Raw genomic sequence first — 26,585 nt, 5'->3', positions numbered from 1 at the left:
ATATCCTTGGGGGGAGGCGCGTGCATCGCAGCGCGGCAGAACGCCCTTCCTCCCTCAGGCCCGGACCAGCGCCTCGTATTCGGTGGCGATATCGCGGGTCAGGGCGCCCACCTCGAACATATAATCGCCGATCTGGCCGACGGGGGTAACCTCGGCGGCGGTGCCGGTCAGCCAGCATTGCTGGAAGCCTTCCAGTTCCGAAGGCTGAATATGGCGTTCGTGCACGGTGATGCCTTTCGCGCGCAGCATCCCGATGACGGTCTGGCGGGTGATGCCGTTCAGGATCGCATCGGGCAGCGGCGTATGCACTTCGCCATCCTTGACAAAGAAGATATTGGCCCCCGTCGCCTCGGCCACATAGCCGCGATAGTCAAAGAACAGCGCGTCAGAGCAGCCTTTGGCCTGTGCCGCATGCTTTGACATGGTGCAGATCATGTAGAGCCCGGCGGCCTTGGCGGCAGTGGGGATCGTTTCGGGCGAGGGGCGTTTCCACTTGGCGATGTCGAGCTTGGCGCCCTTCATCTTGGCGTCGCCGTAATAGGCGCCCCAGCTCCAGCAGGCGATGGCAACGCGCACCGGATTGCCCAGGCTCGCCACTCCCATTTCCTCGCCAGCGCCCCGGAAGGCCAGCGCGCGCACATAGGCATCCGTCAGGCCATTGGCGGCCAGCACCTCGTCCTTGGCGGCATTCAGCTGTTCGACCGTATAGGGCACCGGCATATCCAGCAGCTCGCCCGATTTCAGCAGGCGCTGCGAATGTTCGGTCGATTTGAAGATCTTGCCGTTATAGCACCGCTCGCCCTCGAATACCGACGAGGCATAGTGCAGTGCATGGGTCAGGATGTGGACATTGGCGTCGCGCCATTCCACCAGCTTGCCATCCATCCAGATCTTGCCATCGCGGTCATCATAGCCAGCCATCGAAGCCTCCTCAGGGCCATTTTCCAAAAGTTGCGCCACTTTGGCCCGCTGTGGACATAAAGTTGCGTAAAAACTGCGTTTCGCTAACAGTTGCATCTTGGAAAGTCAACAAGGCTGACGTAACTTCGCACCGAAGTGAGGGGGAGCCGTGATGAGTGAGCCGGCATCGGGTGGCGAAAGCCTGCTGTTTCTGACCGACGAGCAGCTGCGCAAGGGGATTGAGGCGATGTTCTTCGCCTATCGCGGCTTCACGGCTGATCCCGACCGCATTCTGGACGGGATGGATTACGGGCGGGCGCACCACCGGGCGATCCATTTCATCCATCGCAGCCCGGGCACGACGGTGAACAACCTGCTGTCGATCCTCGGTGTGACCAAGCAAAGCCTGAACCGGGTGTTGCGCACGCTGATCGACGACGGGCTGGTGGAAAGCCGCGTCGGGCGCGAGGACAAGCGCGAGCGGCATCTGTTCCTGACCGTCAAGGGCGCGGAACTGGAGCGCGAATTGTCCGATGCGCAGCGGGCACGGATGCGGGCGGCTTACCGCGCGGCGGGGCCGGTGGCGGTGCAGGGCTTCCGTCAGGTGCTGGAGGCGATGATGGACCCCGACCAGCGGCGGCAGTATCAGACCTTGAAGGAGGGCGGGGCATGACCGAACCGCAAGCGCATCTTCTGGTCGTTGATGATGACGAACGCATCCGGGGGCTTTTGCAGAAATTCCTCATCCGCAACGGCTTTCTGGTCAGCGTGGCGCGGGATGCGGCACAGGCGCGGCGGCTGCTGGGCGGGCTGGAGTTCGACCTGATCGTGCTGGATGTGATGATGCCGGGCGAGAATGGCATTGCGCTGACCCGCGATCTTCGGGCGAAAAGCGGGGTGCCGATCCTGCTGCTGACGGCCAAGGGCGAAAGCGCCAACCGGATCGAGGGGCTGGAGGCCGGGGCGGATGACTATCTGGTGAAGCCGTTCGAGCCGAAGGAACTGCTGCTGCGGATCAACGCCATTCTGCGCCGGGTGCCGGCGGCACGGCCCGAAGTGGCGGTGCCCAAGGTGCTGCATCTGGGCGCGGTGCGCTATGACCCGGAGCGCGGTGAATTGTGGCGCGGGGACGAGCCGGTGCGGCTGACCGCGACCGAAGCGCAGCTTATGCGGATATTCGCTGCCCGCCCCGGCGAGCCGGTCAGCCGCGAGGCGTTGGTGGGCGATCTGGGCACGACCGAGGCGGACAGTGCCGAAAAGGCGCAGGAACGCGCGGTGGATGTGCAGATCACCCGGCTGCGCCGCAAGATCGAGGTCGACCCGAAGCAGCCGCGCTATCTGCAAACCGTGCGCGGCGCGGGCTATATGCTTCAGCCGGATTGATCCGCGCCCGGTCTCGGGGGCTGTGTCCCCTGACCTCCGGGATACTTGAGGACAGAAAATGACCGACATCGGGCGTATGCTGTTGTTCAGCCATGAGGACTGCCTGGGCCATGCCGAACCGCCGGGTCACCCGGAGCAGGCGGCGCGGCTGATGGCGGTTGAACGGGCCCTGGCCGGGTTCGATCTCGACCGCCGCGCGGCCCCGCTGGCCGGGCGGAGCGAGGTGTTGCGCTGTCACCCGGCGGGATATGTCGCTCAAGTCGAGGCGGCGGTGCCTGCGGACGGCTGGTCAATGCTGGATGGTGACACTTGGCTGGCGCCGGGGTCGCTGACGGCGGCGCTGCGCGCGGTGGGCGGGGTTTGTGCGGCGGTCGATGCGGTGCTGGTGGGCGAGGCGAAGCGCGCCTTCATCGCCTGCCGTCCGCCCGGCCATCATGCCGAAACCGCGCGGGCCATGGGGTTTTGCCTGTTCGGCAGCGTTGCCATCGCGGCGAAACGGGCGCTGGATCATCACCGTCTCTCTCGTGTCGCAGTGCTGGATTTCGACGTGCATCACGGCAATGGCACGCAGGATCTGCTGTGGGACGAGTCGCGCGCGATGTTTGTCTCCAGCCACGAGATGCCGCTTTATCCCGGCACGGGGGCCGCGCGGGAAACCGGCGCACATGGACAGGTGGTGAACCTGCCGCTGCGCGCGGGTTCGGGCGGGGCGGCGATGCGGGCGGTCTGGGCCCCTGCGCTGGCGCGGGTACGCGATTTCGCCCCCGACCTCATCCTTGTCAGCGCCGGGTTCGATGCCCATGCGGATGATCCTCTCGCCAGTCTGGAATGGGAGGTGGAGGATTTCCGCTGGCTCACCGCTGCGATCTGCGATCTGGCGGATCAGGTCTGTGGCGGGCGGGTGGTATCCGCCTTGGAGGGCGGCTATGATCTGCCCGCGCTGGGCGCCTCTGTTGCCGCCCATGTCGATGAGATGATGCGGAGAGCCTGATGACCGACAAACCGATTGCCGAGATGAGCTTTGAAGAGGCGATGGCCGCGCTGGAAGGTGTGGTGACGCAGCTTGAGCGCGGCGATGTGGCGCTGGAACAGTCGATCGCGCTTTACGAACGCGGCGCGAAGCTGAAGGCGCATTGCGCCGACAAGCTGCGCGTGGCGGAAGAAAAGGTCGAGATGATCCGCGCGCAGGAAGGCCGCGCCACCGGAACCGCACCGGCGGAGGGGCTGTGACCTTTCCCGACCTGCTGAAACAGGATGCCGCGCTGGTGCAGGCGCGGCTGGATGCGGCGCTGGCCACGCAGGACGATGTGCCGGTGGTGCAGGCCATGCGCTATGCGGTGCAGGGCGGCAAGCGGCTGCGCGCCTTTCTGGTGCTGGAATCGGCCCGGCTGCATGGCATTGCGCCAGAGGCTGCGGTTACGGCGGCGGCGGCGGTCGAGGCGCTGCATGCCTATAGCCTGATCCATGACGATCTGCCCTGCATGGATGATGACGACCTGCGCCGCGGCCTGCCGACCGTCCATGTGAAATGGGACGAGGCGACGGCGGTGCTGGCGGGCGATGCGCTTCAGACGCTGGCGTTTGAACTGCTGTGTGACCCGGCGCTCGGGGCGCCTGACCGGCGGCTGGCGCTGGTGGCGGGGCTGGCGCGCGCCAGCGGCGCCGAGGGCATGGTGCTGGGACAGGCGCTGGATATCGCCGCTGAAACCGCTGCCACGCCGCTGACCCTGCCCGAGATCACCCGACTGCAAGCCGGCAAGACCGGCGCGCTGATCTGCTTTTCTGCCGAGGCGGGCGCGGTGCTTGCCGGGGCCGACCCCGCGCGGCTGCGCGCCTATGCGACGGCTCTGGGCCTCGCCTTCCAGATCGCCGACGATATTCTGGATGTCGAGGGCGACGAAGCGGCGACGGGCAAGCGCGTCGGCAAGGATGCGGGCGCTGGCAAGGCCACTTTCGTTTCGCTTCTGGGGCTGGAAGGCGCGAAAAATCGCGCAAGTGACTTGATTGCCGAGGCGGAAGCCGCAGTTTCCCCCTATGGTGAGCGGGCCGCTGCCTTGATCGCGGCGGCGCGCTTCGTTATCTCGCGGCAAAGCTGACGCCCCCCTACGCCTGAGCCAAAGGGCTGCCATGACCGACCGACCGAAGACCCCCGTTCTGGACCGCGTGCGCCTGCCTGCCGACATGAAGGCGCTGAGCGACCGTGAATTGCGCCAGCTTGCCGATGAACTGCGGGCCGAGACGATCAGCGCGGTGTCGGAAACCGGCGGCCATCTGGGCGCAGGGCTGGGGGTGGTGGAACTGACCGTGGCGCTGCATGCCGTGTTCGACACGCCGCGCGACAAGCTGATCTGGGACGTGGGGCATCAGTGCTATCCGCACAAGATCCTGACCGGGCGGCGTGACCGCATCCGCACCCTGCGGACCGAAGGCGGCCTGTCGGGCTTCACCAAGCGCAGCGAAAGCCCCTATGATCCGTTCGGGGCGGCGCATAGCTCGACCTCCATCAGCGCGGCGCTGGGTTTCAAGGCGGCGGCCGATCTGGGCGGCGATCCGGGCGATGCCATCGCGGTGATCGGCGACGGCTCGATGAGCGCAGGCATGGCCTTCGAAGCGATGAACAACGCTGGCCATCTGAAGAAGCGGCTGTTCGTCATCCTGAATGACAATGAAATGTCCATCGCCCCCCCGGTGGGGGCGCTGTCGTCTTATCTGTCGCGGCTTTATGCCGAGGCTCCGTTTCAGGAACTGAAACAGGCCGCCAAGGGCATGGTCAGCCTGCTGCCCGAACCGTTTCAGGAAGGCGCGCGGCGGGCGAAGGAAATGCTCAAGGGCATGACGGTCGGCGGGACGTTGTTCGAGGAACTGGGGTTCAGCTATGTCGGGCCGGTCGACGGGCATGACCTCGACCAGCTTCTGCCGCTGCTGCGCACGGTGAAAGCGCGGGCGACCGGGCCGATGCTTCTTCATGTGATCACCAGGAAGGGCAAGGGCTATGCCCCGGCCGAGGCGGCGGCGGACAGGGGCCATGCCACGGCGAAATTCGATGTGTTGACCGGGGTGCAGGTCAAGGCGAAGTCCAATGCGCCCAGCTATACTAAGGTTTTCGCGCAGGCACTGGTGGACGAAGCAGCGCGGGATGACAAGATCGTCGCGGTGACGGCGGCGATGCCGGATGGCACCGGGCTGAACCTGTTCGCCGAACGCTTTCCGAAGCGCTGTTTCGACGTGGGCATCGCCGAACAGCATGCTGTGACCTTTGCCGCCGGTCTGGCGGCGGGCGGGCTGAAGCCGTTCTGCGCGCTTTATTCCACCTTCCTGCAACGCGGTTACGATCAGGTCGTGCATGACGTGGCGATCCAGCGCCTTCCCGTGCGCTTTGCCATCGATCGCGCCGGTCTGGTAGGGGCCGATGGCGCCACGCATGCCGGGTCGTTCGACGTGGCTTTTCTTGCCAATCTGCCCGGCATCGTGGTGATGGCGGCGGCGGATGAGGCGGAGCTTGTGCACATGGTTGCCACAGCGGCAGCCTATGACGAAGGCCCCAGCGCCTTCCGCTATCCGCGCGGCGAGGGTGTCGGGCTGGAAATGCCCGAGCGGGGTCAGCCCTTGCAGATCGGCAAGGGGCGGCTGATCCGCGAGGGTGGACGCGTGGCGCTCTTGTCCTTCGGCACCCGTCTGGCGGAAGTGATGCGCGCGGCCGAGGCGCTGGCGGCGCGCGGCATCGCCTGCACCGTGGCCGATGCGCGGTTTGCCAAGCCACTGGATCGTGAGTTGATCCTGCAACTCGCCAAGCATCACGAGGCGCTGATCACGGTGGAAGAGGGAGCCATCGGCGGTTTCGGCAGCCATGTGGCACAATTGCTGGCCGAGGAGGGCGTGTTTGACCGGGGGCTGAAATACCGCTCCATGGTGCTGCCCGATACGTTCATCGACCAGGCCAGCCCCGAGGCGATGTATGCGGTTGCAGGCATGAACGCCCCGCAGATCGAGGCGAAGGTGCTGGAAACGCTGGGCATTGCTGTTGTGGCGAAGCGGGCCTGAGCGGCCCGCCCGTCTTTACAGCGCGATGGCGATACGACCGTGCAGGCGGCCGTCCAGCAGGTCTGCGCCCAGCGTCGGCAATTCGTCAAACTGCCGGGTCGAGGACAGGCGCGCCAGCAGTCCACGATCCAGTTCGGCTTCCAGCCGTGCCCAGGCGGCCTCACGCCGTGCCATGGGCACCATGACAGAATCGACGCCGCGCAGCGTGACGCCACGCAGGATGAACGGGTAAACCGTGGTTGCCAGTGACCCGCCGCCCGCCATGCCGCAGGCCGCGACGATGCCGTCATACCGGGTCTGCGCAATGGCATCGGCCAGCATCGGCCCGCCTGCCACATCCACCACGCCCGCCCAACGCTCTTTTGCCATCGGGCGGCCGCCAGAGGAAATTGCGTCGCGGCTCAGCACCTCGGCGGCGCCAAGCTCTTGCAGGAAACCCGCCTGCTCGGGGCGCCCCGAAACCGCGATGACGTGATAGCCGCGCCGCGCCAGCAGGCTGACCGCGACCGAGCCAACCCCGCCCGAAGCGCCGGTGACCAGCACCGCATCGCGGCCCGGTTGCAGCCCGTGATCATCCAGTGCCATGACACAGAGCATGGCCGTATAACCAGCGGTGCCGATCTGCATGGCCTGTTCGGTGCTGAACCCGGCGGGCAGGGGCTGCACGATTTCGTCCGGCATGCGCACCAGTTGCGAATAGGCGCCCCAGCGGGTTTCCGACAGGCCCCATCCGTTGACCAGCACTCTTTCACCGGCCTTGAAACGCCCGCTGTCTTCCAGCACCTCGCCCGCAAGGTCGATACCCAGAACCATGGGGAAGTTGCGGATGATCGGGGCGCGGCCGGTGATGGCCAGCGCATCCTTGTAGTTCAGTGCCGAATGGGCAACGCGGATCGGCACACCTTCGGGCCAGTCAGCCAGCGTCAGGGTTTCCACCCCCACGGTATAGCTTTTGCCTTCGCCCGCCCGCGCGATCAGCGCCTTGCCTTGGTCGATGCTCATGCCTCTGCCTCCCTTACGGCCGCTGCCAGATCCGGTGGCAGTTTAAATTTCTCCAGCGCACGCGCCCGTGCGGGGGGCGACATCTTGCGCGCGGTCTTGGCCACGATATCGCGCACGGCCTCCGGCGCGTGTTTTGCGGCGAAGGGCGCGAAATAGTGGCGCAGGAAGACGAAACAGATGACATCCTCCAAAGCCTGCACTTCGGCGTCGCGCTTGATGCCTTCCTTGCGCAGCAGAACACCCACGCGGTCCTGCGCATCACGGTCATAGCCCGCCTCCGCCATGATTCCGGCGACGCGTTCCGCGTGGCGGCGGCCCTGTTCGCGGCGCCAGTTCAGATAGCCTGTTTTGCCCTCGGGGTAGTCGGAGCGGGGCAGCAGCCAGCGTTCCACATGTTGCCCGCGTGCCGCGATTTGCAGGATGTCCGGGGCATCGGGATACTGGCGGGCCAGTTCCGCGCTCATCCTTTCGCCGTAAAGCAGCGCGGCCGGCTGGCCGTCTTCCTGCGTCGGATCGGCAGCATTCGCCGCGTCGATTGCGGCCAGCGCGGCTGTCAGATTGCCCATCGCATCCCTCCCCTTTGCCGCGATCCTGCGACGGCGGGGCAGGGGATGCAAGGGCGGGCAAAAGCAAACGCCGCCCCGAAGGGCGGCGCTTCCGGTGTCATTCGGCCACGATCAGCTTGGGCTTGCTGTCAGGCGGCGGGCGCTTCGCCTCCAGATGCGAGAGCCGGGATTCGAGATCGGTCAGCTCTTTCGTCATCGCCTCGGGGCTCAGCACTTCGGGCTCGGCCTCCTTCGGACCGATCAGCAGACGGGCCAGCCGGGCCAGCAGGCGCGACAAGTCGTCCATGATCAGGAAGAAAGCGGGCACCACGACAAGGCTCAGCACCGTGGACATGATGATGCCGCCGATCACCGCGATGGCCATGGGCGCGCGGAAGGCGCCACCTTCGCCCACCCCCAGCGCCGAGGGCATCATGCCCGCCGACATGGCGATGGAGGTCATCACGATGGGCTGCGCCCGCTTGTGTCCGGCCTCGATGACCGACTGGAACCGATCCATCCCGCGATTGCGCATCTCGATGGCGAAATCCACCAGCAGGATGGCGTTCTTGGTCACGATGCCCATCAGCATCAGCATCCCGATCATCACCGGCATCGACAGCGCATTGCCTGTGAGGATCAGCGCCGCCGCCACGCCGCCGATGGCAAGCGGCAGCGACAGCAGGATGGTGAAGGGCTGGATGACCGAGCCGAACAGCAGGATCAGCACGGTCAGAACCAGCATCAGGCCCATGATCATCGCATTGCCGAAGCTTTGCATCAGTTCAGCCTGAATCTCGGCATCGCCCGATTCCGCCACGCGGACGCTGGGCGGCAGATCGACGCTGTCGGTGATTGCCTTGAAGCGTTCCGATGCAGTGCCAAGCGCCACACCGACCGGCAGGTTGGCGCCGATGGTGGCGCGGCGTTCGCGATTCAGGCGGTCCACCATGGACGGGCCTTCCGCGATACGGATGTCGGCCACCGCCCCCAGCGGCACCGTCGCGCCTGATGCCGTGGGCACGCCAAGCGCCGCAAGCTGCGCCAGATCGCCCCGGCTGGCATCATCCAGCCGCACCCGCACCGGGATCAGCCGGTTGTCGATGGAAAGCTTCGCCAGCGCCGCATCCACATCGCCAATGGTCGCCACCCGCACCACACCCGCGATGGCCGAGGTGGTCACGCCCAGACGCGCGGCCTCTTCCAGCTTCGGCTCGATCTGCAATTCGGGCCGGGGAAGGGCACCTTCCGAGGCGACGTTGGCCAGCAGCGGTTCGGCCGACAGGGCGGCCTCCAGCCGGGCGACTGCAAGGTTCAGGTCATCCTCGTTGTCCGACAGGATCGAGAACGACAGATCGCGCTCCCCCCGGTCATTCAGCTTGAAGGCACGGATATCGGGCACGTCATGCAGCCGGGCAAAGATTTCGGCCTCGATCTCGTTCTGTGGCACGGTGCGGCCGTGGCTTTCCACATCCGGCACGATGGCCGCCAGACCGGGAATGCTGTTCCCGATCTGCGACAGCTTGTAAAGCAGCGAATGATCCAGCTTTTCCAGAAGCACGGTGACCGAGGCACGGCGGATGTCCAGATCGCCGGTCGGCGACGACCCGCCAAGGACAAAGACATTCGCCACCCCTTCGATATCGCGGATGCGGGCCACCATCTCGTCGGTCTTCTGCTCGGTATCCTCCAGCGTCGAGCCGGGCGGCAGTTCGACACTGATGGCAACGCGGCTGACATCCTCGGGCGGCATGAAGCTGCCGGGGACTTGCAGCATGAAGTGGACAGATATGACCAGAACCAGAATGCCTGTTACCAGCGTGATATAGCGGGCCGGCACAAGGTGGTGGCCTGACCGCAGGGTGAACAGCCCGCCACTGGTGGAAAGCCGCACCAGCCGCAGATATTGCCGCATGAACCAGCCATCACCATGCGCATCGTCATGGCCTGCGGCATCTTTGGACCGCATCAGATAGGCGGTCATCATCGGCGTGATCAGCCGCGCGACCAGCAGCGAGAACAGCACCGAAATCGCCACCGTCAGGCCGAATTGCCGGAAATACTGCCCCGGAATGCCGGGCATGAAGCTGACCGGGACAAAGACCGCGATGATGGTGAAAGTGGTGGCGATGACGGCGAGGCCGATTTCATCCGCCGCGTCGATTGAGGCGCGATAGGGCGATTTGCCCATCCTCATGTGTCGCGCGATATTCTCGATCTCCACGATGGCGTCATCGACCAGAATGCCCGTGGCAAGCGTGATGGCAAGGAAGCTCACGAGGTTCAGCGAGAAGCCCAGCAGGTCCATCACATAGAAGGTGGGCACCGCCGACAACGGCAGCGCCACCGCCGCGATCATCGTGGCACGCCAGTTGCGCAGGAAGGCAAAGACCACCAGCACCGCCAGCAGCGCGCCTTCGATCAGCGTATGCAGCGCGCTTTCGTAGTTGCCGTAGGTGTAATAGACCGTGTCATCCACCAGCGAGATGCCAACATCCGGGTGCTTCGCCCGCACTTCGTCCAGCGTGCTGTTCACCACCTCGGCCACCGAAACCTCGGAGGCGCCCTTGGCGCGGAACACCGCGAAGGTCACCACCTGATCGCCGTTGAACTTGGAGAACGACCGCAGCTCCTCGTAGGTGTCATTGATCGTGCCAAGGTCCGACAGCCGCACATGGCGCCCGCCGCCGACGGCGATGGTGGTATTGGACAGTCGTGCCACGGTATCGGCATTGCCCAGCGTGCGGATCGCCTGTTCGCTGGTGCCGAGTTCTGACCGGCCGCCGCCCAGATTGGCATTGGTCAGCCGCAGTTGCTGGCTCACCTGCTGCGCGGTGATGCCGTAGCTGCCCAGCCGCACGGGGTCCAGCTCGATGCGGATTTCGCGGTCGGCTCCGCCGAAACGATCAACCTTACCGACGCCGGGACGGCCCTGAAGCGAGCGGGTGATGGTGTCATCGACGAACCATGACAGTTCCTCCATCGTCATGTTCGGCGCGGAAACGGCGAAGGTCAAGATGGCCTGGCCTTCCACGTCGATGCGGCTGACGATGGGAGCCTCAACATCGCCGGGCAGATCACCGCGGATCTTGTCGATGGCGTCCTTCACATCCTGCACGGCCTTGTCGGTCGGCACTTCCATGCGGAACTCGACCAGCGTTTGCGAATTGCCGTCGGTGATGGTGGAGGTGACGTTCTTCACCCCCGAGATGCCCGAGACGGCATCCTCCACCTCTTTGGTGACCTGCGTTTCCATCTCGGCGGGGGCGGCTCCGGGCTGAGCCACCACCACCGCAACCAGCGGCACGTCGATATTGGGGAAGCGGGTGATGGGCAGGCTGTTGAAGCTTTGCCAGCCCAGCACCATGAGCATGAAGAAGGCCAGAAGCGGCGCGACCGGATTTCGGATCGCCCATGCGGAGAAGTTCATCGCGGCCCTCCTTACTGCGTCACGGCGGCGATGGGATTGACGCGGTCGCCGTCGCGCACGAAGGCGGCGGCCTTGATCACCACCTGATCGCCCTCCGTCAGGCCCGAGACGATCTCGACCCAGCCATTGTCGCGGATGCCGGTTTCCACCGGCGTGCGGGTGACAGTGCCATCCTTCACCACCATGACCGTCGCGCCCTCAGGGCCGGAGCCCACGGCGCTGACCGGGACGGCCAGCGCCTCGTGCTCGGCCAGCAGGATTTCGGCATCGGCATACATGCCGGACCGCACGGTGCGGGCATTGTCCAGCGTGATGCGCGCGGTCCCGAGGCGGGTCGCCGTATTCACGCCGGGCTCCACCAGCCGGACGGTGCCACGCAGGGCGCCGGTCGCGCCGACAGTGCGGATTTCGGCGCTCATCTCCGGTTGCAGACGCACCAGATCGGCCTCTGCGATGTCGGCGCGCAGTTCCAGCGCCCCATCCTTCATAAGCACGAACATCGGCTGCCCGGCGGCGCTGGCCACCGCACCGACCTGCGCATTGCGGGCCAGCACCTCGCCCGCGACCGGCGCGACGACCTTGGTGCGCGTCAGGTTCAGGTCGATATTGGCAAGCTGCGCCTCGGCCAGTTCGACCTGGGCGCGCGCGGCCTCCAGCGATTGCCGGGCGACCGTGACACGGGCGGTGGCGGAAACGGCGGCGGCCTGCGCCTGATCGTTGGCGGCGGTGCTGGCCTGACCGCGATCCTTCAGCGCGGCGGTGCGGGCGGCGACACGCCCCGCCTCATCCGCCGAGGATTGGGCCTCCAGCACCTGTGCCTCCGCCTGCGCCACAGTCGCGCGTGCCGAGGCCAGCCCGGCCTTCAACTGGCTGCGCTGCAATTCCAGCGCGGTCAGCGACAGCGTGGCCAGTACCTGACCGGCCTCGACGTAATCGCCGACCTCAGCCTCCAGCGTCTCGATGGGCTGGCCCTCGATCAGCGGCTGTACGATTACCTCTTCCACGGCGCCAACCAGCCCTCCGGCAATCACCCGGTCGCGCAGATCGCGGCGGGCGACGGCGGAGACGGTGATTGCGGGCAGGGCAGGTTTTGCCGTTTCCGTGGCGGCCACGGGTTCTTCGGCCCGCGAAGCACCGGGCGTGGCCAGAGTTGCGGCCATTATCAGGCTGACAGCGAAATGACGCATTTTCATCAATCCTTCGACTTCGCGGCAGCCACTTCGGCCAGAACCGCGTCGATCATACGTTTTACCAATTCATTCAGTTCAGTCCGTCCGGCGCTGACCTGGTCCCCGGCCTGTGCCTGGATCGCCGCAGCCTTCACCAGCATCACCACCATGGCGGAATGGGCAGCAAAGTGGCGTTCGGCCTCGTCACGCGGCATTCCGGCAATCATGGCGAAGGCCGACAGCAGATAGCCGCGAATTTCGCTTTCCATCTTCTGCACAACCGCGCCGATTTCCGGTTTGCGCAGCGCGGCGGCGGTGATTTCGGCCCAGAGCGGGCCGTCGTCGCAGCCCGAGCATTCTTCCTCGATATGCTGGTGCAGCCCGCAGCGCAGCGCGGCCAGCGGATCGGCTGCGGCGGCGATGCTGGTGAACTTTTCCTCAACCTCGGCCAGATCGCGGGTCACGATAGCCTCGACCATCGCGGCCTTGGACGGGAAGTAGCGATAGAAATTGCCGACGCTCATCCCCGCCGCGCGGGCCAGATCCTGCATCGAGGCGCCGTCGAACCCCTTTTCGGCAAAGGTCTGGCGGATACTGTCAAGAATTTCGGCCTCGCGCGGACGCGCGGCCGTGGCAAGGGCCATACGGGGGCTTGTCATCAGGGAATCTCCGGCGGGGGCCGCCTGTCGCGAGTGAATGTTCATTCATCAGATGAGGCAAGTTCTGTCTTGCGTCAACTGGCGTTGAATTTTTCATGCTGAAAAGAACGCCGCAGATACGGGTTTGCCCGTTTCTGCGGCGTTCCTGTCACGTTTTGCAGGGGGATCAGGTCAGGCGGGCGCGTTTTTCGGCGCGGCGCCAGGCCTCTTTCGACCAGGCGAGCAGCAGCATAAGCCCAATTCCGCCACCGATGATCGCGGTATCCAGTGCAAAGCTCTGCGGCAGGACCAGCTTCACCCCGTTCGCGGCATAGCACAGCACGACGCCCAGCCCGAACACCGCCAGCCCGTTGCGCCCCAGAAGCGCGAAAGGCGCGGCTGCCCGATGCGCCGCCAGTTGCCGCACCAGCGGCCAGCAGGCCAGCAGATAGGCCAGTGCAAGCGCATGGCTCAGCCGGGGCAGGGCGAGGAAGGTCTTGTCGAAGGAAATGAAGATCCAGTGGAAATGCAGATACTCGGCGGCAAGATACAGCATGTGCCCGAAAGCATCCGACACCGGCTTGACCAGCGAGGCGACCAGCGCGAAACCGACCCATGCCAGCGCCAGCCAGATCAGCCAGCGCCGCTTCGGAACGAAGCTGCCGCCCCGGCGAATGGCCATCCCGCTCAGCAAGCCGACGGTGAAGATCACCTGCCAACTGAACGGATTGAAGAACCAGCCGCCATCCATCGGATAGTTGGGCATGTTGAAGTAGATCATTGCCGCCGCCAGCCACAGCACAACCGACAGTGCCATGGTCACACGCGGCCAGCGCAACCCTGCCCAGAGTGTCAGCGGCGCGAAGGCCAGCAGAACGGCATACAGCGGCAGGATGTTGGCATAGCCGATCTGATGGGTCAGCAGCGGGATGCCGATCAGAAACTCCAGCGGTTTCTGCCACTGGAAACGGATCGCATGCAGGCGCATCGCCTCGGGCGCGTCGAACCACAGCATCGTCGCGGCCGAGATGCCAAGCGCAATCACCGTGGTCACGATATGCACCTGATACAGCGTCCAGACCCGTCGCCAGATATGGCCGACGCCTTCCCAGAACGGGGCGGGGCGGTCGAAATACTTGCCATAGGCCAGCCCGGCAGCGATGCCCGACATCAGCACGAACGCCTCTGCCGCATCGGAGAAGCCGAAGTTCCGGGTGGTGAAATTCTCGTAAATCGTGCCGGGCGTGTGGTTGATGAAGATCATCATCAGACACAGGCCGCGAAACACGTCGAGCCGGGGATCGCGCGCGGCGCGGGGTTCAGGCGCTGACATGGGAAGGTTCGGTTCCGGCAAGTGCGGCGTTGGGAAGGGCGGTTTCACCCTCCCATATTGCAAGGATTTCGCGCTGGCGCTGCATCACCGCGGGCTCGGCCAGATCGGTGGGCGTGACGAACAGACCGCTGCGCGAGGGGCGCGAAGACCAGGACAGCAGTAGCGGGGCGGCCAGCATCGGCAGGATCACCGGCAGCATCCAGACCACCAGACCGGGCGCCATGGCCCAGGTGCCCGCCAGCGCCACGGCGCCGGTCATCACGATCCAGTGGCTTGCCGCCCAGGCCTCTCCGAGGCTCAGCGTGGCATCGCCCCGGTTGTTGGTGGGCCAGCCGCCATCGCGGCCCAGAAACACCTGAAACACACTGCGCGTCTGCCAGGCGAGCAGCACCGGCGCGGTGAGCGAGGAAAACAACAGTTCCGCAAAGACCGAAGCGAAGACCCGTGCGGCGCCACCGAAACTGCGGGCGCGACCGCTCATCGAGGCATGCAGGGCGATGGCGAATTTCGGCAGGATCAACAGGCCGAATACACCGATGGCAAGGCCGATGGCCTTGGAGGTTTCAGCCTGCGGGAAGATCGGGAAGGGCCAGTAGGGTTCGGGGAAGTAATCGGGCGGCGGTGCGAAATAGGGCGCCAGAACCGATGCGACCATGAAGCCGATCCAGAACAGCGGCGAGATATAGGCCATGATGCCCTGAAAGAACACGAACCGGCTCCAGGGTTTCAGGCCGGGCGCCAGCAGCAGGCGGCTGTGTTGCAGATTGCCCTGACACCAGCGCCGATCGCGTTTCGCATGATCGACGATGTTTTCGGGGCCTTCCTCATACGACCCGCCCAGATCGTCGTCCAGCCGCACGCGCCAGCCCGCACGGGCCAGCAGCGCGGCCTCGACATAATCGTGGCTCATCACATGGCCACCGAATGGCGGCTTGCCGCGCAGTTCCGGCAGACCGCAGCTTTCGGCGAAGGCGCGGACCCGGACCATGGCGTTATGGCCCCAGAACGGCCCGGTGCGACCCTGCATCATTGCCAGCCCGCGCGCGAAGACCGGCGAGTGGAAGGCTGCGGAAAACTGCATGGCGCGGCCGAAGCGGGTTTCGGCGCGGGTCACCACCGGCAGGGTTTGCAGCAGACCCAGATCGGGGGCAGCCTGCATCCGGCGGGCCATTTCCACAATTGTCGCGCCTTCCATCAGGCTGTCGGCGTCGAGGATCAGGGCAAAATCATAGGCCCCACCGGATTTCTGGATGAAATCCTCGATATTCCCGGCCTTCTTGCCCCGGTTATCGGCACGGCGGCGATAGAAGATGCGTCCTTCTGCCGCCCGATCCCCGACCAGACGCAGGAACCAGAGGCGTTCGCGCGCGGCAATCGCCTCGTTCCGGCTGTCCGACAGGATGGCGATGTGGAACAGATGACCAAGTCCTGTAGCCTGAAGGCTTTCGTCCATCGCCGCCACGCGCGAGAAGGTGGCCACCGGATCTTCGTTATAGACCGGCACCAGAACTGCGACTTTCGCGGTCAGCGGTGCATCGGGCAGGGCAGGGGCGGCGGCCTGTGTTGTCAGGCCCATGAGGCCCTGAACTGCACCCCAAGCCAGCCACCAGGTCGAAATGAAGATGAGGACCGACCGCGCGATATCGATGGAATCCAGCCCGTCCGACATGCCGAACTGAAGAAACAGCATGAAGGCCCCGGCCCCGGCGATGAGGCTGAGCACAACGGCAACGGCGCGCGGCAGCGCGGCGCCGGGTTGCCCCGCAGGGCCGGACATGGGTTACAGCCCCTGACGCGGCGACGCCAGCAGGTGCAGGCGCAGCATCAGTCCGCGCAGGAGGCCGCCATGCGGCGCTTCGAGAATCTGTTTGGGCATGACCATGGGCGCCGAAACAGGTGTGCCGATGGCCTGCACCATACGCTCGACCTCGGCAGAGGAGAGGGGGGCGGTGTTTTGCATCACGCGTTGATCCATTGATAGAGCCAGGTTTCCGAAAGCTTCCTTCCGAAACCCGCAACATGGGCAACCAGTTCCACGGTCGCCCCTTCTTCTGCCTTCACATCCATCGCCAGCCGCCAGATGTCAGAACCCCAGACACGCTGGAAGCTCTGCGAGACGATCTCGCCGCCATGGACCGATACGACCGGCTCGACCGGCGCGTCAGCGGGCAGCGGGTTCAGCGGATCGCCGGTGAAATCCACCACGAACTTGCGGGTATTCTGGGCGCTTTCCACCCCCGAAACCCCGCCGACACCCGACCGCGTTTCCAGCACATGCGCCAGATCGGTCCGATCCTCGACCGGCAGATTGCCCCAGCGCAGGCGGTAGTTAAATTCGCGCGTGTCCCCGGCCTTGACCGAGCCTTCGGGCACCCAGAAGGCGACGATATTGTCGTTCACCTCAAGGTCCGACGGGATCTCAACCAGACGGACAACGCCCTTGCCCCAGTCCCCCAGCGGCTCCACCTCCAGAGAGGGGCGGCGCTCGTACCGGGCTTCGGCATCCTGATAATGCGCGAACTCTCGGTCGCGCTGATGAAGACCGAAGGCATGCGGGGTCGTTTCGGCGAAATGCGAACCTGCCAGACGGGGCGGGTTGCTGAGCGGACGCCAAAGCACATCGCCATCGGCGCGGGTAATGCGCAGGCCGTCGCTGTCGTGAACCTGCGGGCGGTAATCGTCAAAGGCGTGACGGTTGCGTTCCGAGAACAGATACATCGAGGTCAGTGGCGCCACGCCAAGCTGCACCACATCGGCCCGGAAGAACAGCCGCGCGGTCACATCCATCACCGTTTCCTCGCCGGGGGTGATGACGAAGCGGTATGCCCCGGTCACGCTGGGCGAATCCAGCGCGGCGCAGACCGTGACGCTGCGCGCGCCCGGCGCCGGACGGTCGATCCAGAAGGCAGAGAAGCGCGGAAATTCCTCGGCCGTGTCGGTCGCGGTGTTCAGCGCCAGACCCCGGGCCGACAGGCCATAGGCCGATCCCTGACCGAGGGCACGGAAGTAGCTGGCGCCAAGGAAGGCGACCACTTCGTCCATCACATCCAGCCGGTTCAGCGGATAATGCAGGCGGAAGCCCGCGACACCCGGCATCACCTCGCCCGGCGGCACTTTGGCGGCCAGTTCGTTCAGGAAGCGGAAATCGTCGGTGGTAAACACCATCTCGCTGGCGTGGCCGTCGCGCACTTCGTAAAGGCGCACGGGTTCGGCAAACAGCCAGCCCATCGGGAAGGCATGAAGCTGGAACTGGCTGTCCTTGTCATCGTTCCAGCGTGCCTTTTCCGGATCGAAGCTGACCAGACGATAGTCATCATACTTCAGTCCGGCAAAGAAGCCGCTGATCTTTTCCGGCGCAGCATAGGGCAGGGCCGCCCGGTCCTGCATCTGGCGCGTCAGCATGTCGAAGCTGAATTGCTGCGGCGCAGCATCTGGGGCGGGGGTCGCAGCCTCCTGTGCGAAACCACGACCGGCAGCCGCCATGATGGCGCCCGAGGCAGCAGAGAGAATCAGAGCGCGGCGCGAGAGGGTGAGCTCGGCCGAAGAGCCAGGCAGCATAGCAAGAATTCCAAGAGATTCCGGGCACTCGGGACAGTGCCGCATTCGGGGTGCTATATCTGTGCCCGCGCGGGATTTGCAAGGTGTGCCGGTGACTTGGCCAGCCTATCAGCGCGAAATTGCCCGCCTGTTGCGCGGCCGCCTGCGGAGCCTTGCCGAAGCTGTGCAATTTGCAGGCGCAGAATGAAGATTTCCGGGGGGCGAGTGCGATGGCGCACTCTTGCCGGTTGGCGCCGGCACGCCCTTTCTGCGGGGGCGATTCTCTCCGCGGGCTTACCAGTGCGGCGGCTTCTGGTCGGCCAGCGGGATAGTGCCGCCCTCGGCCTCGCGTTCGGCCTCACGCTCCATCAGCAGACCGATGCGGCGGGCCATGATGTCCATTTCGCGGCTCTGGCGGACCACGATATCCGACAGATCCTCGACCATGCGCGCCAGATGGGCGAGTTGTTCTTCCAGCGTGGTGATCCTGTCCATGTCCGGCCTTTCCCTTCCCGCACTTGTCGCGCTGCCCCCCATCCGCTAAGGCAAACGCGATTGCAAGCGAGGCCATCCCCATGTCGAAGGACAAACCCGCCCGCCGCCCGAAGGCTGAACCTCCCAAGGGCTTCCGCGACTATTTCGGTGCCGAAGTCACCGAGCGCAAGGCGATGCTGGACCAGATCGCCGGGGTTTACCATGCCTATGGTTTCGATCCGCTGGAAACCAGCGCGGTCGAGACGGTCGAGGCGCTGGGCAAGTTCCTGCCCGATGTGGACCGCCCGAATGAAGGCGTGTTCGGCTGGCAGGATGAGGACGACCAATGGCTTGCCCTGCGCTATGACCTGACGGCGCCGCTGGCGCGGGTGGCGGCGCAGTTCAGGAATGATCTGCCATCGCCCTACCGGCGCTATGCCATGGGCCCGGTCTGGCGCAATGAAAAGCCGGGTCCGGGGCGGTTCCGTCAGTTCTATCAATGCGATGCCGATACGGTGGGCAGCCCCACCGTCGCGGCGGATGCGGAAATCTGCGCCATGCTGTCGGACGCTTTGGAAGTGGTCGGCATTCCGCGCGGCGACTACATCGTGCGGGTCAATAACCGCAAGGTTCTGAACGGTATTTTGAATGTTGTCGGTCTGCTGGACAACCACGACCCCACGGTGCGTGAGGCAGAGCGCGGCATTGCACTTCGTGCGATAGATAAGTTCGACAAATTTGGCAGAGATGGGGTTATGCAACTTCTCACTGGGGGTCGCCTAGATCCGTCCGGTGACTTCACCAAAGGCGCAGGACTGTGCTACGAGCATGCTGAAATGGTGATGGCGTTCTTGCTGGCAAAGCGTAATACCAACGCAGCAACTGTCAGCGTTCTGCGGGACATGATCTATAATACTGTGGCGGGCTCCGAGGGCGTCCAGGAACTCGAAACCATGGCCGAGCTGCTGGACGCACAGGGCTATGGCGCTGACCGCATCGTGATCGACCCCGGCGTGGTGCGGGGCCTTGGCTATTACACCGGCCCGGTTTTCGAGGCCGAACTGACCTTTGAGATCCTCGACGAAAAGGGCCGCAAGCGGCAGTTCGGTTCGGTCTCGGGCGGCGGGCGCTATGACGATCTGGTCAAGCGCTTCACCGGGCAGGCGGTGCCGGCGACCGGGGTTTCCATCGGGGTGGACCGTCTGCTGGCTGCGCTGCGCGCCAAGGGGCGGATGGGGCAGGCGGCGCAGGGGCCGGTTGTCGTGACCGTGATGGACCGCGACCGCATGGCCGATTACATGGCCATGGTGGGCGAACTGCGCCGCGCGGGTATCCGGGCCGAGATGTATCTGGGCAACCCCAAGAACTTTGGCAACCAGTTGAAATATGCCGATAAACGCGAAAGCCCGGTGGCCGTGATCCAGGGTGGCGACGAGGCGGCCAAGGGCACTGTGGTGCTGAAAGACCTGATCCTCGGGGCGAAGATCGCGCAAAGCGCCTCGCTGGAGGAATGGAAGGATCGCCCCGCGCAGGTCGAAGTTGCGCGTGGCGATCTGGTCAGCGCCGTGCGCCGGATGCTGGACCAATGACCATCAGTCCCGCCGCCCGCGCCGAGGCCGAGGCGCTGTTTGCGGCCTTCCGCGCCACCGGCGCCGCGCCGGTGGAGGCGGATGTGCTGCAACCCGCCGGCACCCTGCTGGACCTGTATGGCGAGGACATCCGCGCCCGCGCCTATGTCACGCAAGACCCGCTGCGCGGCGAAATGGTGCTGCGCCCCGATTTCACCGTGCCGGTGGTGCAGGCGCATATGTCGGGCGGGGCGGAACCGGCGCGCTATTGCTATATGGGCGAGGTGTTCCGCAAACAGGATCATCTTGGCCCGCGCGCCAGTGAATATCTGCAAGTCGGGTTCGAGGTGTTCGATCGCGATGCACCCAAGGCCGATGCCGAGGTCTTTGCCCTGTTCGCGCGCCTTCTGGCACCGCTGGCGCCCAAGGCGCTGACCGGCGACATCGGCATTCTGCTGGCGGCCATCGAGGGGCTGACCACCACGCCGCGCCGCAAGGCCGCGCTGCGTCGTCATGTCTGGCGGCCCCGGCGGTTCCGCGCGCTGCTGGATCGATTTGCAGGCCGCGCGCCGGTGTCCGAGGCGCGGGCGCGTCTGCTCGGTCACCTGAAAACCGACAGTGCCGAGGCGCTGATGCAGGCCGCCGGGCCGTTGACCGGATTGCGCGGTGCCGATGAAATCGCCGACCGTGCCCGCGCGCTGATCGAGGATGCCGAGGCACCGCCGATTGCCGCGCCCGAAGCCGCGTTGCTGTATGATCTGCTGGGTCTTGCCGCCCCTGCGGATTCGGCGCTGGCGCATCTGCGCGGCATTCAGCCCCTGATGCCCGCCATCGCCCCGGCGGTGGACCGGTTCGAGGCGCGGCTGGCCGCGCTGCGCGCCCATGGTATCGACACCGCCAGCCTGCCGTTCGAGGCCAGCCACGGCCGCACCACGCTGGAATATTACGACGGCTTCGTCTTTACCTTCCATGCGGGCGATGCGGGGGCGGAGACGCCGCCGCTGGCCTCGGGCGGGCGCTATGACGCGCTGACCGCGATTCTGGGTCAGGGCCGGTCCATCCCCGCCGTCGGCGGGATCATCCGGCCCGCGCTGGTGGCCGAACGGAAAGGGGCCTGAACCATGAGCCTCAAGATCGGGGTGCCGTCCAAGGGGCGGCTGATGGAAAAGACCTTCGACTGGTTCGGCGCGCGCGGCGTGACCATGGTGCGCACCGGGTCGGAGCGCGAATATGCCGGCGCGGTGGAAGGCATCGGGGGCGTGGAACTGGTGCTGCTGTCTGCGGGGGAGATCCCGCGCGAACTGGCAGCCGGGCGCATCCATCTGGGCGTTACCGGATCGGACCTTGTGCGCGACAAGCTGGCGGACTGGAACAAGCAGGTGGCCGAACTGGCGCAGCTGGGCTTTGGTCATGCGGACCTCATCATCGCGGTTCCGGCCTGCTGGATTGACGTTGATACGCTGGACGATCTGGATGCTGCGGCCAGCGCCTTTCGCGCGCGGCACGGCTTCCGCCTGCGCATCGCCACCAAATATCACCGTCTGGTGCGGGATTTCCTGACGGCGAATGGTGTGGCGGATTACCAGCTTGTCGATAGCCAGGGCGCGACCGAGGGCACGGTGAAGAACCTGACGGCCGAGGCGATTGCGGACATCACCTCGACCGGCGAGACGCTGCGCGCCAACCATCTGAAGATCCTGACCGATGCGGTGATCCACCGCAGTCAGGCGACGCTGTTCCTGTCGCATCGCGCCGACTGGGGCGCGGAACGCGCGGTGCTGGAGGCGCTGGTGGCGAAGCTCGGGCTCAGCGCGCCCGCGCTTTCCGGCTGACCAACGCGACCCCGAAGGCGGCCAGCGCCATGCCGGCCCAGGAAAGCGGCGGCATGGCCTCGCCCAGCAGGGGCCATGCGAACAGGGCCGACAGCGCGGGGACAAGGTAGAACAGCGCCGAGACCCGCGCGACCTCGCCCACGCGGATCATCGCCAGCAGAAGCGTCATGGCCAGCAGCGAATTGCCGATCACCAGATAGGCCATGGCCCAGAGGAATTCGGCATCCCAGTTGATCGCCATGCTTTCGGTCGCCAGTGCCACGGGCAGGGTGCAGGCTGCGCCGACGGCATATTGGATCAGGTTCGATGTCACCGGATGGTGGCTGACCCCGAAGCGTTTCTCGTAAAGTGTGCCGCCGGTGATGCCCAGCAGGGCCACGAAGGTCAGCACCAGACCGAGCGTGTTTTCCGCAGCCACTGCCGAACGGCCAAGGATCACCATGACCGATCCCGCCAGCCCCAGCGCAAGGCCGGTCCATGCCTTGCGGCCCAGCCGCTCGCCCACTGTCCACGGTGCGGCCAGCGCCACGAGGATCGGTTGCAGGCAGACGATGATCGCCACCCCGCCTGCCGAAACGCCCAGCTTGAAGGCCACATAGCACAGGCCGAAATAGACCACCTGAATGAGGAACCCGACCAGCGCCACATCCCCCGCCGCGCGCCAGCTTTTCGGCAGGGGCGGGCGCATCACCAGTGCCACGGGGATCAGCAGCGCCAGTACCAGCGAATAACGCAGCGCAAGGATGGTCAGTGGCGCGGCATGGGCGACGGCGATCTTGGCCACGGCGAAGCCCGCCGACCACAGGATCAGGAAGATGACGGGGGCGAGGATCAGCCAGAGGGGACGGGTGCTTTGCATGGCCGCACCATCCTGTGCCACCCCGGTTTGCGCAAGCCGCAGCCGCGACATGCGGTGTCGGAAATGCCTTAACGCAACCCGATCTCGGCCAGCGCGCGCGCAAGGTCTTCGGGCAGGGCATCGTCCTGCGCGCGGCTTTTCGGCAGGTCGCGCGGGCTGTCTTCGGCGGTCAGATAGCGCCAGCCCTGAAACGGGCGGCGGGGCGCGGCCTCGGTGCGGATGACCTGCGGGTCCAGCAGCAGCGCGCAGCGCGCGATGCCGTCGCCACCTTCCACACGCTCCAGCCCCAGAATGCGCTGGCGGGCCAGCACCTCGCCCTTGATGACCCAATAGAGCGAACCGCCCGCCAGAACCTCGGCCTCGCGCTTGGGCCACATGCGGGTGACATGCACCGCCCGGCCTTCCGGCCAGCGATGGGCCTGCGATTGCTGCCAGTCCTCCAGATCCTCGACGGAATCGGCGCCGACGCAGAGTTTCAGAAGATTGACGAAATCGGCCACCTTGCCCCCCGTTGCTGATCCGCAGTTAGGACGATGATCCCGTCACGGCAAGCCCTTTGACGCTTCCGTCTGACAAGCGTATCCTGTAGGGCCTCCCCCCGCAGACCACCATATGAAGGAAAATCCGATGTCTCGATTCGCAGCACCCATTGCCGAGCAGATCTGGGACATGAAATACCGGCTGAAACAGGCGGATGGCACGCCGGTGGACGGTTCGGTCGAGGATACCTGGCGCCGCATCGCGCGGTCGCTGGCTGAGGTGGAAAAAGACCCGGCGCTGTGGGAAGAGCGATTCTATTCCGCGCTGGAAGGTTTCAAATATCTGCCCGCCGGGCGGATTACCGCCGGTGCGGGCACCGGCCGCAGCGTCACTTTGTTCAACTGCTTTGTCATGGGCACCGTGCCGGACAGCATGTCGGGCATTTTCGACGCGCTGAAGGAAGCCGCGCTGACCATGCAGCAGGGCGGCGGGATCGGCTATGATTTCTCGACCATCCGCCCGCGCGGCGCCGAGGTGAAGGGCGTCGCTGCCGATGCCTCCGGCCCGCTGTCGTTCATGGATGTGTGGGATGCGATGTGCCGCACCATCATGTCGGCCGGTTCGCGTCGGGGCGCGATGATGGCCACCATGCGCTGTGACCACCCGGATGTGGAGGCCTTCATCGAGGCCAAGAAAGACCCGGCCCGCCTGCGAATGTTCAACCTGTCGGTTCTGGTCACCGATGCCTTCATGGATGCGGTGAAGGCTGATGGCCCGTGGGAGCTGCAATTCGGCGGCAAGGTCTATCACACGGTTCAGGCGCGCGATCTGTGGAACAAGATCATGCGCAACACCTATGATTTCGCAGAACCCGGCGTCATCTTCATCGACCGCATCAACAAGATGAACAATCTTGGCTATGTGGAAACCATCGCCGCGACCAACCCCTGCGGGGAACAGCCGCTGCCGCCCTATGGCGCCTGCCTGCTGGGGTCGGTCAATCTTGCGACGCTGGTGACGGACCCTTTCACGCCGAAAGCAAAGCTTGATCCGGTCGCGCTGGATGAACTGGTCCGCCTTTCGGTGCGGATGATGGACAATGTGGTGGACGCCAGCCGCTTCCCGCTGGAACAGCAGGCGCTTGAGGCGCGCAACAAGCGCCGCATCGGGCTGGGCGTGACCGGCCTCGCGGATGCCCTGCTGATGCTGGGCCTGCGCTATGGCAGCACCGAGGCTGCGGCGCAGACCGAAGCCTGGATGAAGGCCATTGCCCGCGCCTCCTACCTCGCCTCGGTCGATCTGGCGAAAGAGAAAGGGCCCTTCCCGCTGTTCGATGCCGAGGGATATCTGGCCTCCGGCAACATGATGCAGATGGACGAGGACGTGCGCGAGGCGATCCGCACGCATGGCATCCGCAACGCCCTGCTGACGTCCATCGCGCCTACCGGCACCATCTCGCTTTACGCGGGCAACGTCTCGTCCGGGATCGAGCCGGTCTTTGCCTATGCCTACAAGCGCAAGGTCTTGCAGAAAGACGGCTCGCGCACCGAGGAAGAGGTGGTCGATTACGCGGTGAAGCTGTGGCGCGATCTGAAGGGCGATGCGGCCCTGCCGGATTATTTTGTCAACGCCCAGACCCTGCCGCCGCTGGATCATGTGCGCATGCAGGCCGCCGCGCAGAAATGGATCGACTCGTCGATCTCCAAAACCATCAACTGCCCCGAGGACATCAGCTTTGACGATTTCAAGGAGGTCTACATGGCCGCCTGGGATCTGGGCTGCAAGGGCTGCACCACCTACCGTCCGAATGCGGTGACGGGTTCCGTGCTGACCGTTTCGGAAAGCAGCGAAAAGACTCCGGCCGAGGCACATGCCCCGGTGGAGGGCGGCGAGGTGGTCTATCTGTCCGAACCGCTGGATCGCCCCGCCGCGCTGGAGGGGCAGACCTACAAGGTGAAATGGCCGGGCAGCGAACATGCGCTCTACATCACCATCAACGACATCGTCATTGCGAACCATCGCCGCCCGTTCGAGGTTTTCATCAATTCCAAGAACATGGAGCATTTTGCCTGGACCGTGGCGCTGACCCGGATGATTTCGGCGGTGTTCCGGCGTGGTGGCGATGTGTCCTTCGTGGTGGAGGAGTTGAAAGCCGTATTCGACCCGCGCGGCGGTGCCTGGATGGAAGGGCGCTACATTCCCTCGATCCTCGCGGCGATCGGCGGCGTGATCGAACGCCACCTCATCTCCATCGGCTTCATCGAGGGCGAGGGCATGGGCCTGAAATCCGACCCCAAGGCCGAAGTCGTCGCCATTGGCGGCCGCCCCGGCAAGTCCTGCGACAGCTGTGGCAGCTATGACCTGCGCATGGTCGAAGGCTGCATGACCTGCGGCAGCTGTGGTCAGAGCAAGTGTGGCTGAGACAAGGTTTTGTGGTTGTTGTCTGACCCACAATAAATTGGTCGGTCCGGTGGGATTTGACCATTCCGGCACAGACCAAATGACCATCGGCTGCCACGCAGCCGGTGGTTTCTTTTTATATCAATATCTTGCGCGTTTGGCGGATTTGCGGCCTTCGGTGCTCCGATGGAGCGCTCCGTCCTGGTGGGTGCCGTTGACGGCCACCGGCGCTTTCGGCATCCCTCAGGGCCAATCCGGCCGGGTTCTTTCCAACTTCCCCCTCGTGCAGAGCGTCTGCCCGAGGGCATGGCGCAACGCGCCTGAAAGGACCTCCATGACGAAGATCAAGTTCATCGATGCCCGCATCGCCGATCCCGACGAGGACGAGTTCGCCCTCAAGCGCCGCTTCGAATGGCACCTGCGCAAGCTCCGTGCGCTCCGAGACGGGGTGTCTCCGAAGGTGCCGGGAGACTTTGAAGATGAGTTGCGCTGGAACGAGGACCTTATCGCGGTGCATCTCTCGGAGAAGGATCGGACCAAGGTCTTGCGCCGCGCGCGTCGGGTGATGCGGGCGCGTGCCAAGGTCTCGGGGCTCAGCCAAGCTTGCTGCGTCTGCCTTACGCAAAACCTCGGCGGCGGTCATTTCCGACTGGCGTTTTACCTCGATGATCAGCTTGCCCGTGTTGGTTTCCACAACGAAATCGGGCTGGTATGGCGCACCGTGATTATCGAAAATTTTGAACTGGTTGGGACCAGGTTTCATCCAAAGGCGGACAGAGCTGTCTTTCTCAAGGATGATCGCCAGCTTGCGTTCTGGATCGGAGTCGAACTTCGCATACTGATAGCAGCCCTTGGTGTTCAAGGTGAAGGAGGTCTGCGCATGACCGTCTCTCATTCCCAAAACGCTGGTCTGGTTGCTCAGCGCCGCAAGCGCTCCAAACAGGTCCCTTCCGCACCTGTCGATCGTGTCGAGCATGACGACGCCAAGGCTGCA

The 26,585-nt window shown here is 65.1% G+C and carries 24 protein-coding genes; 10 read left to right on the top strand and 14 right to left on the bottom strand.

Annotation, left to right across the window (positions count from 1 at the left end):
* Positions 1-54: 54 nt before the first annotated feature.
* On the bottom strand, positions 55-921 hold the full coding sequence (locus AO684_RS17605; RefSeq protein WP_054304033.1) for a branched-chain amino acid aminotransferase: 867 nt from the start codon (positions 919-921) through the stop codon (positions 55-57).
* 151 nt (positions 922-1,072) lie between these two features.
* Between AO684_RS17605 and AO684_RS17600 the strand changes: the two genes are divergently transcribed.
* Genes AO684_RS17600 through dxs form a run of 6 tightly spaced genes read left to right on the top strand, consistent with a single transcriptional unit; the run spans position 1,073 to position 6,324 of the window.
* Positions 1,073-1,573, top strand: coding sequence for a MarR family winged helix-turn-helix transcriptional regulator (locus tag AO684_RS17600; RefSeq protein ID WP_054304032.1), 501 nt, complete (start codon positions 1,073-1,075; stop codon positions 1,571-1,573).
* Positions 1,570-2,283, top strand: coding sequence for a response regulator (locus AO684_RS17595; RefSeq protein ID WP_054304031.1), 714 nt, complete (start codon positions 1,570-1,572; stop codon positions 2,281-2,283). Before AO684_RS17600 ends, AO684_RS17595 begins: the two co-directional genes overlap by 4 nt.
* A 58-nt stretch (positions 2,284-2,341) precedes the next feature.
* A complete protein-coding gene (locus AO684_RS17590; RefSeq protein WP_235451315.1) occupies positions 2,342-3,274 on the top strand; it encodes a histone deacetylase family protein in 933 nt (310 codons plus the stop codon).
* Entirely contained in the window at positions 3,274-3,513 is a 240-nt protein-coding gene (locus AO684_RS17585) for an exodeoxyribonuclease VII small subunit (RefSeq protein ID WP_054304030.1), read from the top strand. Before AO684_RS17590 ends, AO684_RS17585 begins: the two co-directional genes overlap by 1 nt.
* Complete coding sequence (locus AO684_RS17580; protein WP_054304029.1) at positions 3,510-4,379, top strand: polyprenyl synthetase family protein; 870 nt, start codon at positions 3,510-3,512, stop codon at positions 4,377-4,379. Before AO684_RS17585 ends, AO684_RS17580 begins: the two co-directional genes overlap by 4 nt.
* A gap of 31 nt (positions 4,380-4,410) precedes the next feature.
* On the top strand, positions 4,411-6,324 hold the full coding sequence (gene dxs, locus AO684_RS17575) for a 1-deoxy-D-xylulose-5-phosphate synthase (RefSeq protein ID WP_054304028.1): 1,914 nt from the start codon (positions 4,411-4,413) through the stop codon (positions 6,322-6,324).
* Positions 6,325-6,339: 15 nt separating this feature from the next.
* Here the strand turns inward: dxs and AO684_RS17570 are convergent, their stop codons facing one another.
* From AO684_RS17570 to AO684_RS17525, 10 genes are all read right to left on the bottom strand, one after another.
* Positions 6,340-7,326, bottom strand: coding sequence for an MDR family oxidoreductase (locus AO684_RS17570; protein ID WP_082401092.1), 987 nt, complete (start codon positions 7,324-7,326; stop codon positions 6,340-6,342).
* Positions 7,323-7,892 carry a DUF4202 domain-containing protein gene (locus AO684_RS17565; RefSeq protein WP_054304027.1) on the bottom strand — a complete coding sequence of 190 codons (570 nt, stop codon included), beginning with the start codon at positions 7,890-7,892 and terminating at the stop codon, positions 7,323-7,325. The genes AO684_RS17570 and AO684_RS17565 overlap by 4 nt, the downstream gene beginning before the upstream one ends.
* A 97-nt stretch (positions 7,893-7,989) precedes the next feature.
* On the bottom strand, positions 7,990-11,301 hold the full coding sequence (locus AO684_RS17560) for an efflux RND transporter permease subunit (protein WP_054304026.1): 3,312 nt from the start codon (positions 11,299-11,301) through the stop codon (positions 7,990-7,992).
* Between the two features lie 11 nt (positions 11,302-11,312).
* Positions 11,313-12,488: an efflux RND transporter periplasmic adaptor subunit gene (locus tag AO684_RS17555; RefSeq protein ID WP_054304097.1), complete on the bottom strand. Its 1,176-nt coding sequence runs from the start codon at positions 12,486-12,488 to the stop codon at positions 11,313-11,315.
* Positions 12,489-12,493: 5 nt separating this feature from the next.
* Complete coding sequence (locus AO684_RS17550; RefSeq protein WP_229825329.1) at positions 12,494-13,129, bottom strand: TetR/AcrR family transcriptional regulator; 636 nt, start codon at positions 13,127-13,129, stop codon at positions 12,494-12,496.
* 166 nt (positions 13,130-13,295) lie between these two features.
* A complete protein-coding gene (locus tag AO684_RS17545; protein WP_054304024.1) occupies positions 13,296-14,441 on the bottom strand; it encodes an OpgC family protein in 1,146 nt (381 codons plus the stop codon).
* Positions 14,428-16,218, bottom strand: coding sequence for a glucans biosynthesis glucosyltransferase MdoH (mdoH, locus tag AO684_RS17540; RefSeq protein WP_054304023.1), 1,791 nt, complete (start codon positions 16,216-16,218; stop codon positions 14,428-14,430). The genes AO684_RS17545 and mdoH overlap by 14 nt, the downstream gene beginning before the upstream one ends.
* Positions 16,219-16,221: 3 nt before the next feature.
* Positions 16,222-16,401 (bottom strand): hypothetical protein, encoded by a 180-nt coding sequence (locus AO684_RS17535; RefSeq protein WP_145693593.1) that lies wholly within the window; start codon positions 16,399-16,401, stop codon positions 16,222-16,224.
* Positions 16,401-17,999, bottom strand: a complete 1,599-nt coding sequence (locus tag AO684_RS17530) for a glucan biosynthesis protein (protein WP_054304021.1) — start codon at positions 17,997-17,999, stop codon at positions 16,401-16,403. The genes AO684_RS17535 and AO684_RS17530 overlap by 1 nt, the downstream gene beginning before the upstream one ends.
* Before the next feature lie 273 nt (positions 18,000-18,272).
* Positions 18,273-18,473, bottom strand: coding sequence for a SlyX family protein (locus tag AO684_RS17525; RefSeq protein WP_082401090.1), 201 nt, complete (start codon positions 18,471-18,473; stop codon positions 18,273-18,275).
* A gap of 80 nt (positions 18,474-18,553) precedes the next feature.
* On the opposite strand from AO684_RS17525, the gene hisS reads away from it, so the two are divergent.
* Genes hisS through hisG form a run of 3 tightly spaced genes read left to right on the top strand, consistent with a single transcriptional unit; the run spans position 18,554 to position 21,852 of the window.
* Positions 18,554-20,041: a histidine--tRNA ligase gene (hisS, locus tag AO684_RS17520; protein WP_054304019.1), complete on the top strand. Its 1,488-nt coding sequence runs from the start codon at positions 18,554-18,556 to the stop codon at positions 20,039-20,041.
* Positions 20,038-21,138: an ATP phosphoribosyltransferase regulatory subunit gene (locus AO684_RS17515; RefSeq protein ID WP_054304018.1), complete on the top strand. Its 1,101-nt coding sequence runs from the start codon at positions 20,038-20,040 to the stop codon at positions 21,136-21,138. Before hisS ends, AO684_RS17515 begins: the two co-directional genes overlap by 4 nt.
* Positions 21,139-21,141: 3 nt before the next feature.
* Positions 21,142-21,852 carry an ATP phosphoribosyltransferase gene (gene hisG / locus AO684_RS17510; RefSeq protein ID WP_054304017.1) on the top strand — a complete coding sequence of 237 codons (711 nt, stop codon included), beginning with the start codon at positions 21,142-21,144 and terminating at the stop codon, positions 21,850-21,852.
* Here hisG and AO684_RS17505 read toward each other — a convergent pair.
* Both AO684_RS17505 and AO684_RS17500 read right to left on the bottom strand, forming a co-directional pair.
* The gene (locus AO684_RS17505; protein ID WP_054304096.1) at positions 21,827-22,711 is read right to left on the bottom strand and encodes a DMT family transporter; all 885 of its coding nucleotides are present in this window, start codon (positions 22,709-22,711) and stop codon (positions 21,827-21,829) included. The genes hisG and AO684_RS17505 overlap by 26 nt on opposite strands.
* Positions 22,712-22,779: 68 nt before the next feature.
* Positions 22,780-23,211 (bottom strand): DUF1489 family protein, encoded by a 432-nt coding sequence (locus AO684_RS17500; RefSeq protein WP_054304016.1) that lies wholly within the window; start codon positions 23,209-23,211, stop codon positions 22,780-22,782.
* Positions 23,212-23,338: 127 nt separating this feature from the next.
* Here AO684_RS17500 and AO684_RS17495 point away from each other — a divergent pair, with 127 nt between their 5' ends.
* A complete protein-coding gene (locus tag AO684_RS17495; protein WP_054304015.1) occupies positions 23,339-25,612 on the top strand; it encodes an adenosylcobalamin-dependent ribonucleoside-diphosphate reductase in 2,274 nt (757 codons plus the stop codon).
* Positions 25,613-25,727: 115 nt separating this feature from the next.
* Here AO684_RS17495 and AO684_RS22630 read toward each other — a convergent pair whose 3' ends face one another.
* On the bottom strand, positions 25,728-26,486 hold the full coding sequence (locus AO684_RS22630; protein ID WP_369814617.1) for a hypothetical protein: 759 nt from the start codon (positions 26,484-26,486) through the stop codon (positions 25,728-25,730).
* Positions 26,487-26,585: the final 99 nt, after the last annotated feature.

The sequence above is a fragment of the Gemmobacter sp. LW-1 genome, from assembly GCF_001303875.1.
Taxonomy (GTDB): Bacteria; Pseudomonadota; Alphaproteobacteria; order Rhodobacterales; family Rhodobacteraceae; genus Gemmobacter; species Gemmobacter caeni.
This window is presented reverse-complemented; position numbering and strand designations above follow the sequence as displayed.